The sequence below is a fragment of the Deinococcus sp. genome (genome assembly GCF_025362455.1).
Classification (GTDB): Bacteria; Deinococcota; Deinococci; order Deinococcales; family Deinococcaceae; genus Deinococcus.
In genome coordinates, this window is record NZ_JANYGJ010000074.1 from 1 (window position 1) to 12,693 (window position 12,693).

Here is a 12,693-nt window from a genome sequence, read left to right on the forward strand (position 1 = left end):
ACTCCGAATTACGCCACGGGGAAAACAGCCTCCCCGCGCCTCCATTCTGCGTCCTGCTCAGTCAAAACTACTCGCTCCGCTCGGTCATAAAAAGGGTCTTTTTATGACATCTGCTCTAGGCGGTAGACCGGCATCTGACTGGTGGCGTACAAAGAAGGTTCCGGCCTGAACAGATAGCGGAAGCGGCACCCGATCTCGTCGGGTTCCAGAAAGAGGTAGCCTGCTGCAATTCCGGCGTTCACTTGATCGGGCGAGAGGCGCAGTCGTTCGCGGAAATGCTGCCGGTTTCCATCGTCCCAGTGCAGGCCGAGATGAAGTGATCTTTCACCCGGTTCGTCACACGGTTCCAATCCGCCTTCACTGTCATACAGATCGTCATACATCTATCATACTCCGAATTTCGGCGGAATTCTGAGCGTCCGGCACGGTCATAGCTCAGTGTAGTGGCCAGGCTGGTCGGCGGCGCAGCAAAAAAGGCGACTCGAATGCCGCCCTCGGCATTACTCTCACCCGCGACAAGGTGCTGACGCGCTGGCGGCTGGGGAAGTGAGCGTTCAGGCGGGGGAGAGGCTGTAGCGCCCGGAGTGACAGCCAGGGCGTGCCAGAATACACCGTATGGAGTCCACGCCCACCTTACCTGTCCCAAGCACTCAGGCGGCTGGCTGGTGGTGGGCGGCGCTGGGCATGTTGTGTTTCAGCTTCACGCTGCCTGCTACCCGCCTGGCCGTCCCCGAATTCGGCAGTTATCTGGTGGGCTTTGGCCGCTCGGCGCTGGCGGGCGTGCTGGCTCTGGCCCTGCTGCTCATCCTGCGCGAAAAGGTGCCGGAGCGTCGCCACTGGCGGGGGCTGCTGATCGTCGCGGTCGGCACGGTGTTCGGCTTCTCCATCTTCACGGCCCTGGCGCTGCGAACGGTGCCCGCCTCGCATGGGGCGGTCGTGGTGGGGCTGCTACCTGCCATGACCGCCATCGCCGCCGTGCTGCTGGCCCGCGAACGGCCCCGGCCCGTGTTCTGGTTGGTGTGTGCCCTGGGCGTGGTGGCGGTGCTGGTCTTCGCCGCAGTGCAGGGTGCCGGGCAGCTCTCGGCAGGCGACCTGTATATGCTGCTGGCCGTCGTCCTGGCGGCAGCGGGGTACGCCGAGGGTGGACGGCTGGCCCGCGAGATGGGCGGCTGGCGGGTGGTGAGCTGGGCGCTGGCCTTCTCGCTGCCGGTCTCCATGCTGGCCACCTTTCTCTCGCCCTGGCCCGCGCATCTACCCTCGCTGACGGCGTGCCTGGCCTTCGGCTACGTGTCGCTGTTCAGCGTGTTTCTGGGCTTTTTCGCCTGGTACAAGGGCCTGGCGATGGGCGGCGTGGCCCGCGCCGGGCAGGTGCAACTGCTCCAGCCGGTACTGACGGTGCTGTGGTCGGCGCTGCTGCTGAATGAGCAGATCGGCGCGGCGACGGTGGTCGCGTCGCTGTTCGTGGTGGGCACCGCGCTGCTGAGCCGTCTGACGCGGTGAGTGTTGAATTGGCGCCCCAGCAAAAGAGCGGCCATCTCAGCCGCCCCTCCCCGTCAGTTTGCGCTCAGGCCCACTTGATCAGGCCCAGCTCAATCGGGTTGCTCAGGTCCGCCGAATACGGAATGGCCCGCACGCCGACGCTGTACATGCCGCTGTCGGCCAGGGGAATGCTGACCTCATAGTGACCGCTGCCGCCCGGTTTCATCGGCACGTGCAGGGTGTGCTCGCCGTGCCTGAGCACCGCCTCGATGCGGATTTCGCTCTCCGGAATGCCCGCCGGATTCACCTGGGCGCTGACCCGGACCTGCTCGCCCGGCTGCACGGTGGCCGGGAGCTGGGCGCTGGCGTGGAGCTGCACGTGCGGCCACTGCTGACGCACCCAGCCCTTCCAGCTTCCCAGGGCGCGGGCTTTTTCGAAGTTGGCCGCGCTGAGTTCGGCGCCGCGCTTCGAGAGCGGCAGGTAATACTGCTGCACGTAGTCGATGACCTGGCGCTGCATGGCGAATTCCGGACTCACCGTGATGATGGCCCGGCGCACCGTCTGGAGCCAGCCGTGATTCTGGCCCTGGGCGTCGCGGACGTGGTACAGCGGCACGATCTGGTCTTCCAGGGCCTCGTACATGCTGAAGCTGTCGGCGTCGTCCTGAATGTTCAGGTCGCTGTACTCGCGCTCCTCGCCGATGGGCCAGCCGTTGGTGGTGTCATAACCCTCGCGCCACCAGCCGTCGAGGATGCTGAAATTGGGCGCCCCGTTGAAACTCGCCTTCATGCCCGACGTGCCCGACGCCTCCAGCGGGCGGCGCGGGTTGTTGAGCCAGATGTCCACGCCCTGCACCAGATGGCGGGCCACGTCCATGTCGTAGTTTTCGAGAATCACGATCTTGCCCCGGAATTCGGGGTCGCGCGAGACCTTGTAGATTTCCTGAATAAAGGCCTTGCCGGGGTTGTCGGCGGGGTGCGCCTTGCCCGCGAACACGAACTGCACCGGGCGCTCCGGGTTGTTCACGATGCGGCTGAGGCGCTCGCGGTCACGGAACAGCAGCGTGGCGCGTTTGTAGGTCGCAAAGCGGCGGGCGAAGCCGATGGTCAGGGCCTCGGCGCTGAGGGCCTCACCGGCAGCCGAGACCTCGGCGGCGGGCGCCCCGGTGCGGCGAAGCTGCTCCTGCAAGCTGGAGCGCACAAAGCCGATCATCTCGACTTTCAGGGCGTGCTGGGTGTCGGCAAGCTGGGCGTCGGGAATGGTGCTGACCGCCTCCCACATCTGCTTGTCTTCCAGGCGTTCGGTCCAGTCGGCGGGCAGCACGGTGGAAAACAGATCGCGGTACTGCTGGGCCAGGAAGGTCAGGTTATGGGCGCCGTTGGTGACGTGCCCGATAGGTACCTCTTCGGGCGCGGCCCCCTCGTACAGGAAGTTCCACATGCCCCGGCTGACCTCGCCGTGGAGTTCAGATACCCCGTTGGCCATCCGCGACATCCGCAGCGCAAACACCGTCATGGAAAAGGCGGGCACCAGGCGGTTGTCCCAGTTCTGGATGTGCTCGGCCAGGTGGTACAGCTCGTCGCGGCTGGTGGCCAGTTGGGCGGGCCAATCGCCGATGTAGCGGTCCATCAGGTCGAAGGTGAAGGCGTCGTTGCCCGCCGCCACCGGGGTGTGGGTGGTAAACAGCGTGCTGCTGGCGGTGGCTTCCAGCGCGGTGCGGAAGTCCAGGCCGCCCGCCACGTACTCGCGCACCCGCTCCAGGCCCATCAATGCGGCGTGGCCCTCGTTCATGTGATACACGCTGGCCGGAATGTCGAGTGCCCGCAGCGCCCGGACGCCGCCGACGCCCAGCAGCACGTACTGCTGGATGCGCAGTTCCTGGTTGCCGCCGTACAGGCGGGCGGTGAGCTTGCGGTCGTCCTCCGAGTTCTCCGGCACGTTGCTGTCGAGCAGCAGCACCTGAATGCGCCCGATCAGCAGGCTCCAGACCTGCAAGGTAATCTCGCGCCCGGCGATCCGCACGCTGACCTTGGCCTTCTCGCCGCTCTTGGTCAGGGCCGGGCGAACCGGCAGGGTGGTCAGGTTCAGCTCGTCGTAGGCTTCCTCCTGCCAGCCGTCCTTGCTCAGCAGTTGCCGGAAGTAGCCCTGGTGAAACAGCATCCCCACCGCCGTGAAGGGCAGGCCCAGGTCGGAGGCGGACTTGCAGTGGTCGCCTGCCAGCACGCCCAGGCCGCCGGAATAGATCGGCAGCGATTCGTGGAAGCCGTATTCCATGCTGAAGTAGGCCACCGGCAACACCCCGGCGGCGTTTTTGGCGGCCCAGACGTCGCCCCCGCCCCAGCGCCCCTTGTTCATGTAGGCGTCGAAATGCTCCAGCACCTCGGCGTACTGGGCCAGGTAGTCCGCGTCGGCGGCCAGCGCCTCCAGGCGGGCGGCGGAGGTTTCCAGCAGCGTCTGCACCGGGTTGTGCTGGAAGCGCTCCCAGTTGGCCGGATCGAGCTGCCGGTACAGGTTCTGGGCTTTGGGGGTCCAGGCCCAGTAGAGGTTGTAGGCGAGTTCTTCGAGCCGCACGAGGGCTGCGGGCAAGCGGGGCAAAACCGTGACGGTGCCGATGACGTTCATGGTGTCAAGTGTACACGATGGATTTCGGCGCCAAAGGAGCCGTCTAACGCAGTGACCCGGCCTGAGTGGCCCGACTGGTCGAGGCGGCGCCTGGCTGGGCTCACGGCGCTCATTTCAGCTCGGCCTTCGGGACGCTGTGACCGTTTTGTGACGCCCACGTGTAATACAGTGCAGCCATTCTCCGTCTGGTCAGTCCACTGCCTCGCCTCATGCTCCCTGAGTTCCCCTGGAAAACGCCCATGTCTAATACCCTGATTATCGTCGAAAGTCCCGCCAAGGCCCGGACCATTGCCAAGTTTCTGGGCAAGGGCTACACCGTCGAGTCGAGCATCGGCCACATCCGCGACCTGCCGCGCAGCGCCGCCGAGATTCCCGAAAAGTACAAGGGTCTGGCCTGGGCGCGGCTCGGCCTGAACATCGACGAGGATTTCAAGCCGTTGTACGTGGTCTCGCCCGACAAGCGCAGCCACGTCGCCCACCTGCGCAAGCTCGCCCAGCAGGCCGACGAGGTCATCCTGGCGACAGACGACGACCGCGAGGGCGAGAGCATCGCCTGGCATCTGTTCGAGGAACTCAAACCCCGCGTGCCGGTCAAGCGGATGGTCTTTCACGAGATCACCAAGGACGCCATTCAGGCCGCCATTGCCCACCCGCGCAGCATCGACACCAATCTGGTGGAAGCCCAGGAAACCCGCCGGGCGCTCGACCGTCTGTATGGCTATGAGGTCAGCCCGGTGCTGTGGCGCAAGGTGGCGCCCAAGCTCTCGGCGGGCCGGGTCCAGAGCGTGGCGACCCGCATGCTGGTCGAGCGCGAGCGCGAGCGGATGCGCTTTGTGCCCAGCGACTGGTGGGATATCGACATCGGCTGCGCCACCAGCGAGGGTGAGGCGTTTCCGGCCAGACTCGCCGAGGTCGAAGGCCAGCGACTCGCCCAGGGCCGCGACTTCGACGCCGTGACCGGCCAGCTCAAGCCCGAAGTCCTGGCCGGGGCGGGCGTGTTGCGCCTGAACGAGAGCACCGCCAGAGCCCTGGCCGCCGCCCTGCGCGAGCAGCCGTTCACCGTGCTCAGCGCCGAGGAAAAACCCTTTACCCAGAAGCCCTACGCGCCGTTTATTACGTCCACGCTCCAGCAGGAGGGCAGCCGCAAGCTGCGCCTCGGTGCCCAGCAGACCATGCGGGCCGCCCAGCGCCTGTACGAGGGCGGCTTTATCACCTACATGCGCACCGACAGCACAACGCTGAGCGCCGAGGCCATCAGCGCCGCCCGCGCCCAGGTCAAGGCGCTGTACGGCGACGCCTACCTGCCCGCCTCGCCGCGCAGCTACACCAAGAAGGCCAAGAACGCCCAGGAGGCCCACGAGGCCATTCGCCCGGCGGGCAACAGCTTCCGCACGCCTGACAGCCTGAGGGGCGAACTGGGCGGCGAGGAGTGGAAGCTCTACGACCTGATCTGGAAGCGCACGGTGGCCTCGCAGATGAGCGACGCACGCGGACGCCGGATGCAGGTGCGGCTGGGCGGCCAGGCGACGGACGGGCGAAATGCCGTGCTGAACGCCTCTGGGCGCTCCATCGACTTCCCCGGCTTCCTGCGGGCCTACGTCGAGGGCCGTGACGACCCCCAGGCTGCACTCGAAGACCGCGAGACCCTGCTGCCGCCGCTGAAGGTCGGCGAGCGCGTCACCGCCGCCGAGCCCGAAGCCGCCGGGCACACCACCCAGCCTCCGGCCCGCTACACCGAGGCCAGCCTGGTCCAGTCGCTCGAAGGCGCGGGCATCGGGCGGCCCAGCACCTACGCCAGCATCATCGGCACCATCCAGGAGCGCGGCTACGCCAACAAGAAGTCGCAGGCGCTGATTCCCACCTGGACGGCCTTCGCCACCTCGGCGCTGCTGGAAAGCCACTTCGCCTCGCTGGTCGATTACGACTTCACCGCCCGCATGGAACAGGACTTGGACGAGATCGCCGGGGGCCGCCAGCAACGCGCCCCATACCTGCGCTCGTTCTTTCTGGGCGAGGACGGCGGCATGGGGTTGCGTCCGCTGATCGAGCGCGAACTGGAGGCCATCGACCCCCGCGTGGTCGCCACCATCGAGGTGCCCCGGCTGGCGGGCAGCGGCATCGAGGTCCGGGTGGGCAAGTACGGCCCGTACCTGTCGCGCGGCGAGACCAAGGCCAACATCCCCGAAGAGACCGCCCCCGACGAACTCACGCTGGACAAGGCCGAGGAGTTGCTCTCGCGCCCCAGCGGGGACCGCTTGCTGGGCGAAGATCCGGGCAGCGGTCAGCCGGTGCTGGCCCGCGCCGGGCGTTACGGCCCCTATGTCCAGATCGGCGAGGAGAATCCGCCGCTGCGCACCGCCAGCCTGTTTCCCAGCGACGACCTGAACACGCTCACGCTGGACCGGGCGCTCAAGCTGCTGTCATTGCCGCGCCTGGTGGGCGTCTCGGAGGGCGAGGAGGTCTGGGCCTACAACGGCAAGTTCGGGCCGTACCTCAAGCGCGGGGGCGACTCGCGCAGCCTGAGTATCCCGGAGCAACTGTTCACCACCTCGATGATCGAGGCCGAGGCGCTGTTCATGCAGCCGCGCTTCCGGGGAGGCCGGGGCGCCGCCGCCGCGCCGCTGGCCGCCTTCGAGTACGAGGACCGCGCCCCGATTACGCTCAAGAGTGGCCGCTTCGGGCCGTACCTGACCGATGGCGAGAGAAACGCGACGTTGCGCAAGGGCGAGGACCAGGCCGGAATGAGCAGCGACGACGCCCGCAGCATTCTGGAGGAGCGCGGCAAGGAGCCCAAGAAGAAGGAGGGCAAGCCGGGCCGCGCCGCACCGAAAGCCGGAGCGAAGAAGCCCGCGTCCAGATCGGCTGCTGGCAAATCGGCTACTGGCAAGTCAGCTGCTCCGAAAACAGGCTCCAGAACTGTGGTGTCCAAAACAAGCGCGAAGACGGCTGCCAAGGCCAGGCCGAAAGCCGCCGCCAAGCCCGCTTCCGTCCCGCTGACCTGGGCGCAGCTCAGGCCCCACCTGGGCGTGCTCAGCAGCCAGGAGCGCGAACTGGTGACCGCCACCCGCGAGCGCGGCGAGAAGGTCGAGGCCGTGGCGCCGGGCCTGGGCCTGGATATCAAGAAGGCCAAGGGCATGGCGCTCCAGGCCAGCAAGAAGCTCAACCAGGCGGCGCGGGCGAGCTGAGCCTAAGCCCACGGTGCCCGGTCCCGCCGCGCTGCACCTGACGGCGGTGTGGCCCGGCGGACGGCGCCGTCAGGTGCCTGGAGGGTGAACTGCTCGTGGACCTGGCGGGCGGGGCCTTCGTGCGGCTGTGAAGGGGAGGTCTGCGCTCTGAGCAGATGTCATAAAAAGACCCTTTTTATGACCGAGCGGAGCGAGTAGTTTTAACTGAGCAGGACGCAGAATGGAGGCGCGGGGAGGCTGTTTTCCCCGTGGCGTAATTCGGAGTACTGCTCTGAGCGCGGCCTACAGCCTGATTCCGGCAGCGGCAAGTTGCACGGCCCTCCGCTCCATTCCCGCACAGTCGGGAAGGCGGCGAGGTGGTGAGAGAGGCGAGGTGGCAAGAGAGAGGCCCGGTACGTGCCGCTCTCGCCAGGACGCCCGGTAGGTGCGTCGTCGTGAACGGACGCCCATCAGGACGCCACTCCTCCCGTTCTGCCCAGGAAGCGCCGCCTGCACGTCTGCCTCCGCACAGGGCCGTGCTTTCTCCCACTCCCGCCCTTGAAGCTTGGTGATGCACGCAAGTCTCTCATCTTCGTTGCTACGCCGACTTTCGCCGGATGTCTTTTTCCTTGAACCGCGCTGGGAGAGCGTTTGCGCTACCCCTCTCCCAGCCTCTCCCGCAGGGGGAGAGGAGCCAACAACGCTGTGTTCATCGGTGTCGCTAAGTTTATGAGAGAGATACGTGCAGCACTGAGCGCCCTTGGTCAGAGCGGCCCTCGCCTTGCCTGACCGCCTGATCGGACTGAACCCGTAGTTCGTACCAGATTCAATTGAAGTCCATATTACACTGTGTTGCTGAGCGGGTGAATACAAGTTCACCGGAACGGGTAGCAAAAGAGTTGATGTGGAGCGGTTTGCACCCGCCGAGCATCCGCCAGGCCGTGTCAGAACGGCCCGCTGGGTGTTCAGCTTGTCAATTGATACGGTTTTCAGGCTTGCCCGTGTGGCTTAATGGCCGACAGATGAGTCTTCTGGCCGATTCAACCGGACTGTTCACCGCCAGCGAGGTGGAGGCGCGCAGCGGCGTGCTGGCCACGACCCTGCGGCAGTGGGAGCGGCGTTACGGCCTGCCCTCGCCCGTGCGCAATGCCAGCGGCTACCGGCTGTATTCCCACAGCGACCTGGCGCTGATCGAGTTCATGTGCCGCCAGCTTCAGGCCGGGGTGCCTGCCAGCCGCGCCGCCGAGCTGGCCCGCGCTCACCTGGCGCTGCCCGTCGCGCCGACGCTGAGGGCGCCCAGCGACGCGTCACTGCTGGAACTGGTCGAGGCCCTGATGAAAGCCGACGACGAGCGGGCCGGACAACTGCTGGCTGAGGCCCACGCCCGCATGAGCACCGAAGCCGTGCTGATGGATCTGGTGCAACCGGCGCTGGTCGTCATCGGGGAGCGGTGGATACGCGGTGAGATCACCATCGCCCACGAGCACCACGCCACGGCGTACCTGCGCGCACGGGTCAGCAGCCTGCTCGACGCGGCAGGCAGCAACGCCCGCTTCGGGCCGCTGGTGGTGGCTGCCGGTGGGCCGCAGGAGCACCACGAGATCGGGCTGCTGATGCTGTGCGTGGTGCTGCGGCGCCTGGGGGTGCAGGTGCGCTATCTGGGCATCAACACGCCGCTCGGCGATCTGGGCGTGTACGCCCGCAGCGTGGGTGCCCAGGCCATTTTGCTCAGCGTCAATACCCGGACCTCGCTCGACGCCGCGCTTGAGCAGCGCCTGGACCTGTCAGGCCCGGAGTTGACGCCCCTGCCGGTGTTCGTGGGCGGCAGCATTCTCAACACCGACCCGACGCTGGCCGCCGGGCTGGGTCAGTGGGCCGGACCCGACGCGGTGCAGGCCGCCGAGATGATCGTGGCCGCGCTGGAGGTGCGGGCGTGAGCGCCGCCGCCAGCGTGCGCTACAACCGGGGCGCCTACCTGTTTCGCCAGAACGACCCGGTGTATCACCTCTACCGGGTCGAAACCGGGCTGGTGCGGCTGGGCCAGGTCACGCCGCGTGGCCGCCTGATTACCCTGCGGCTGGTGCTGCCCGGCGATTACTGCGGTGAGGACGTGCTGCATAACGGACGCTACCTGCACCACGCCGAGGCGTTGACCGGTTCGAGCGTGGTGACCATCAACCCGCTGCAACTGCCGGTGCCGAACGTTCTGGAACTGGCCCGCAGCCTCGGCGAGCAGATGCGCCGGGCCATGGACCACGAGGTGAGCCTCCAGTCGGGCGATCTGCGCCAGCGGGTGGTGCGCTACCTGCTCGAACTGGCCGATACCCCGCTGGGCGCCGAGGATCCCGACAACCGCCTGTACGTCCGCGCCACCCACGAACTGCTGGCCGAGGGCAGCGGGTCGACGCGCGAGTCGGTCAGCAAGGCCATCACCGAACTGCGCGACGCGGGCCTGATCGAAACCGGTTACCGCCACATCACCCTGACCAACATCAGCGGCTTGCAGGCCCTGGTGGCGCGGGGCGAGCCGGTAAAGTAGCTGCCCGGTAAGCACCGATGTCCTCAAGCCCAGCTCCAGGCACGTGAGCGGCGCCCCCGGCGTGCGCCCTTGCGCTAGCATCCAGGCTCAGCGTCACCCATCCCACCTCACCCTGGAGCCTCCATGACTCAAACTTCTCTATCCTCCCTGCGCGTACTCGTCACCGGGGCCACCGGGTTTGTCGGCAGGGCGGTGGTGGCTGAGCTCTCTCGGCGCGGCCACACGGTCTTCGCCGGGTCGCGTTCGGGCTCGGAATTGCCCGGCGCTGGTGGCCTCAAAGCCGACGTGACCAGCCTGGAAAGCCTTCAGGCCGCCGTCGCTGAGGCGCAACCCCAGGCGGTCATTCACCTCGTCGGGATCATTGCCGAGAAGGGCAGCCAGACCTTCGGCGCCGTGCATGTCGAGGGCACCCGTCACGTGCTGGCCGTTACGCCGCCCGGCGCCCGCTACCTCCACATGAGCGCCCTGGGGGCCAATCCCGGCAGCCGCAGCGGCTACAGCGCCACCAAGGGCCAGGCCGAGCAACTGGTCAGGTCGAGCACGCTAAACTACACCATCTTCCAGCCGTCGCTGATTTTCGGGCCGGGTGACGACTTTTTCGGACGGGTGCTGAAAAATCTGGTCTCGCAGGCCCCGGTGGTGCCGCAGATCGGCGACGGCCACTTTCCGTTCAGGCCCGTCAGCGTGCAGGACGTGGCCCAGGCGTTCGCCCTGGCCCTGGAGCGGCCTGAGACGGCAGGCCAGACCTACGAGCTGACCGGCCCGGTGGAGTACACCTTCCGGCAGCTCCTGAAACTCGAACTCGCCGCGCTGGGTAAGCGCAAACCCATCGCCGCCGTGCCGCTGCCGCTGATGAACCTGATGGTCCCGCTGATGGGACTGCTGCCCACGCCGCCGATCACCAGAGACCAGTACGCCATGTTGCTGGAGGGCAATACCGGCGACCCCGAACCGGCGAGGCGGGCGTTCGATCTGCCGATGCTGAATCTGGAAACGGAGCTGCCGAAGTTGCTGGGGCGCTGAGGCGCGGCTTGTGGCCCGTGGGAAGGGCCTAGGGCGGCTGGGCCATCAAAGTTCGGGCCATTAAAGTTTGGGCCGTCAAAGTTGTTCAGAGGGGAGGCGGTGCGCGGTGAGGGCGAACAGAGAGCTGCCGTTACAGCACACTGCCCCCTGCACACTGCCCCCTGCACACCGCGTCCCGCCCCTATCTCAACTCCACCCCGTTCATCTGCTCGATCAGCTTCAGCGCCGCCGTATGGTCCTCGTCCGGCCCGATGAGCTGCGCGGCGCCGCGTACCAGGGCGGCCACCTGAGCCAGCAGCGGCGTACTGCCTTTCACCGCATGCACCACGTCCATGGCGATGTCGGCGTCTTTGGCGAGCAGACCGAGCTTGAAGGTGGGTGGAAACTGGCGGGTCAGCACCCGCTGAGGAATCAGGTTCTGTGAGGCGTTGCTGCGCCCGCTCGACGCGTTGATGACGCTCAGTGCCGCGCCCAGGTCCACCCCAGACCCGGCCAGGGCCGCCAGCCCCTCTCCCGTCGCCCACAGCGTGACGGCCAGCAGCGCGTTGTTGATCGCCTTGACGGCAAAGCCCGCCCCGCTCGGCCCGACGTGGGTGACCTGGCCCGCGAAGCTGAGCAGCGCACGCACACGCTCCAGCGCTGCCGCGTCGCCGCCGACCATCACCGTCAGTTTGCCCGCCTCGGCGCCGACCACGCCACCCGACACCGGAGCGTCCAGAAAGGTGACGCCGCGTGAGCGCAACTCCTCGACCTGACGCCGCGCCGCGTCCGGGTGGCCGCTGGTGCAGTCGAGCCAGACGGCGCCGGGCCTGAGATTCGGCAACCGGGCCATCACCTCGTCCACCTCGGCGCTGGTGGGCAGGCAGGTGACGATCAGGTCGGCGTTTGCCAGGTCGCCCAACTCGGCCACGCGGCTGCCGGTCTCGGCGGTGTGCGCCTCGGCTCTCTCCCGGTGGCGGTTCCAGACGAGCAGGGTGTGGCCGTTCTCTTGGCTGCTTTGCGCAAGCCAGCGGGCCATCGGGTAGCCCATGGCGCCCAGGCCCAGGAAGGCCAGGGTGATCGGGGCAGGGGAGGAGTCAGAGGGATTCATCCGGCTCAGGCTAGCGCGGCGCGGCAGTGTGGTCTGTCAGGATGCCTGTTTCACCAACTGCATGTGATACGGGATTGCTCTGATTCCAGTCTATGTTGAAAAAGCGCCAACATAGACTTCCATCGCCGCCATCCCGTATTGCTTATACTCGCTGTCTTGGGCACAACGGCACCCGTATGGGGCCTGCCCGCCCGCTCGGATTCGTCTTCGACTCATCTTAAGTTGGTATGAATGAACCCAGGGCCACCCGGCTTTGTGGTCATCCGCCAAAAAACGAGCACCCTGGATTGGGGGTGCTCGTTCTGTTCACGTCGCCGTGTTGATGATCGGCTGGGTGAGGAGGGGCTATTCAGGTCCAATGAAGCTCGGAGATCACACTTAACTACTGCACGCCCGTTCCGACGTTGCGCGGCGCCAGCCAAAAACGCAGATCGCTGGAAACGTTGGCACTTCCCTTTCGCAGCGCACTGGACTGCAACGTCACGCTCAACTGGGTGGCGCTGACCGTTCGAAGGGCATTGGCATTGGTGACGTTGAGGGCGGTAATGGCCGGGTCACTGCACAGCATGAGGGCTCCAGCACTGGTGCCCACGCCGCTTGTTGCTGCTGGGTCGGTGCATTTCCAACTGGCTGAATCCTCGAACTTCATGCCGGTGGCGGTCAATCCGTCAGCCAGCAGGGTGGCGCGGCCAGTGAAGCCGGTGGTGGGCCAGGGTTGTGCAGCGTCGGTGCCGGGATTGACATAAGCCGAGTAATACATCAGCACCTGGGCGTC

The 12,693-nt window shown here is 66.7% G+C and carries 9 protein-coding genes; 5 read left to right on the forward strand and 4 right to left on the reverse strand.

Translation table 11 applies throughout. The features are described 5' to 3' along the window. Nucleotides 1-101 precede the first annotated feature (101 nt). Nucleotides 102-383: a hypothetical protein gene (locus tag Q0R23_RS05270; RefSeq protein WP_293911124.1), complete on the reverse strand. Its 282-nt coding sequence runs from the start codon at nt 381-383 to the stop codon at nt 102-104. A gap of 232 nt (nt 384-615) precedes the next feature. Between Q0R23_RS05270 and Q0R23_RS05275 the strand changes: the two genes are divergently transcribed. Further along, on the forward strand, nt 616-1,500 hold the full coding sequence (locus tag Q0R23_RS05275; protein WP_293911126.1) for a DMT family transporter: 885 nt from the start codon (nt 616-618) through the stop codon (nt 1,498-1,500). Between the two features lie 64 nt (nt 1,501-1,564). Here Q0R23_RS05275 and glgP read toward each other — a convergent pair whose 3' ends face one another. Then, nucleotides 1,565-4,102 carry an alpha-glucan family phosphorylase gene (gene glgP, locus Q0R23_RS05280; protein WP_293911127.1) on the reverse strand — a complete coding sequence of 846 codons (2,538 nt, stop codon included), beginning with the start codon at nt 4,100-4,102 and terminating at the stop codon, nt 1,565-1,567. A 239-nt stretch (nt 4,103-4,341) separates the two neighbouring features. On the opposite strand from glgP, the gene topA reads away from it, so the two are divergent. From topA to Q0R23_RS05300, 4 genes are all read left to right on the forward strand, one after another. Continuing rightward, complete coding sequence (topA, locus tag Q0R23_RS05285; RefSeq protein ID WP_293911130.1) at nt 4,342-7,287, forward strand: type I DNA topoisomerase; 2,946 nt, start codon at nt 4,342-4,344, stop codon at nt 7,285-7,287. A gap of 1,001 nt (nt 7,288-8,288) precedes the next feature. Then, nucleotides 8,289-9,203 (forward strand): cobalamin B12-binding domain-containing protein, encoded by a 915-nt coding sequence (locus Q0R23_RS05290; protein WP_293911133.1) that lies wholly within the window; start codon nt 8,289-8,291, stop codon nt 9,201-9,203. Further along, a complete protein-coding gene (locus tag Q0R23_RS05295) occupies nt 9,200-9,805 on the forward strand; it encodes a helix-turn-helix domain-containing protein (RefSeq protein WP_293911135.1) in 606 nt (201 codons plus the stop codon). Before Q0R23_RS05290 ends, Q0R23_RS05295 begins: the two co-directional genes overlap by 4 nt. 123 nt (nt 9,806-9,928) lie before the next feature. After that, nucleotides 9,929-10,828, forward strand: a complete 900-nt coding sequence (locus Q0R23_RS05300) for a complex I NDUFA9 subunit family protein (RefSeq protein WP_293911137.1) — start codon at nt 9,929-9,931, stop codon at nt 10,826-10,828. Nucleotides 10,829-11,009: 181 nt separating this feature from the next. Here the strand turns inward: Q0R23_RS05300 and Q0R23_RS05305 are convergent, their stop codons facing one another. Both Q0R23_RS05305 and Q0R23_RS05310 read right to left on the reverse strand, forming a co-directional pair. Continuing rightward, nucleotides 11,010-11,918 carry an NAD(P)-dependent oxidoreductase gene (locus Q0R23_RS05305; RefSeq protein ID WP_293911138.1) on the reverse strand — a complete coding sequence of 303 codons (909 nt, stop codon included), beginning with the start codon at nt 11,916-11,918 and terminating at the stop codon, nt 11,010-11,012. 382 nt (nt 11,919-12,300) lie between these two features. Next, nucleotides 12,301-12,693, reverse strand: a 393-nt coding sequence (locus Q0R23_RS05310) for a hypothetical protein (protein WP_293911140.1), incomplete at its 5' end; no start/stop codon positions are given.

Bases quoted from the DNA above. Each gene is read 5' to 3' on its own strand.
- topA (WP_293911130.1), top strand. From the start codon at position 4,342: ATGTCTAATACCCTGATTATCGTCGAAAGTCCCGCCAAGGCCCGGACC.
- glgP (WP_293911127.1), bottom strand. From the start codon at position 4,102: ATGAACGTCATCGGCACCGTCACGGTTTTGCCCCGCTTGCCCGCAGCC.
- Q0R23_RS05305 (WP_293911138.1), bottom strand. From the start codon at position 11,918: ATGAATCCCTCTGACTCCTCCCCTGCCCCGATCACCCTGGCCTTCCTG.
- Q0R23_RS05275 (WP_293911126.1), top strand. From the start codon at position 616: ATGGAGTCCACGCCCACCTTACCTGTCCCAAGCACTCAGGCGGCTGGC.
- Q0R23_RS05290 (WP_293911133.1), top strand. From the start codon at position 8,289: ATGAGTCTTCTGGCCGATTCAACCGGACTGTTCACCGCCAGCGAGGTG.
- Q0R23_RS05270 (WP_293911124.1), bottom strand. From the start codon at position 383: ATGTATGACGATCTGTATGACAGTGAAGGCGGATTGGAACCGTGTGAC.
- Q0R23_RS05300 (WP_293911137.1), top strand. From the start codon at position 9,929: ATGACTCAAACTTCTCTATCCTCCCTGCGCGTACTCGTCACCGGGGCC.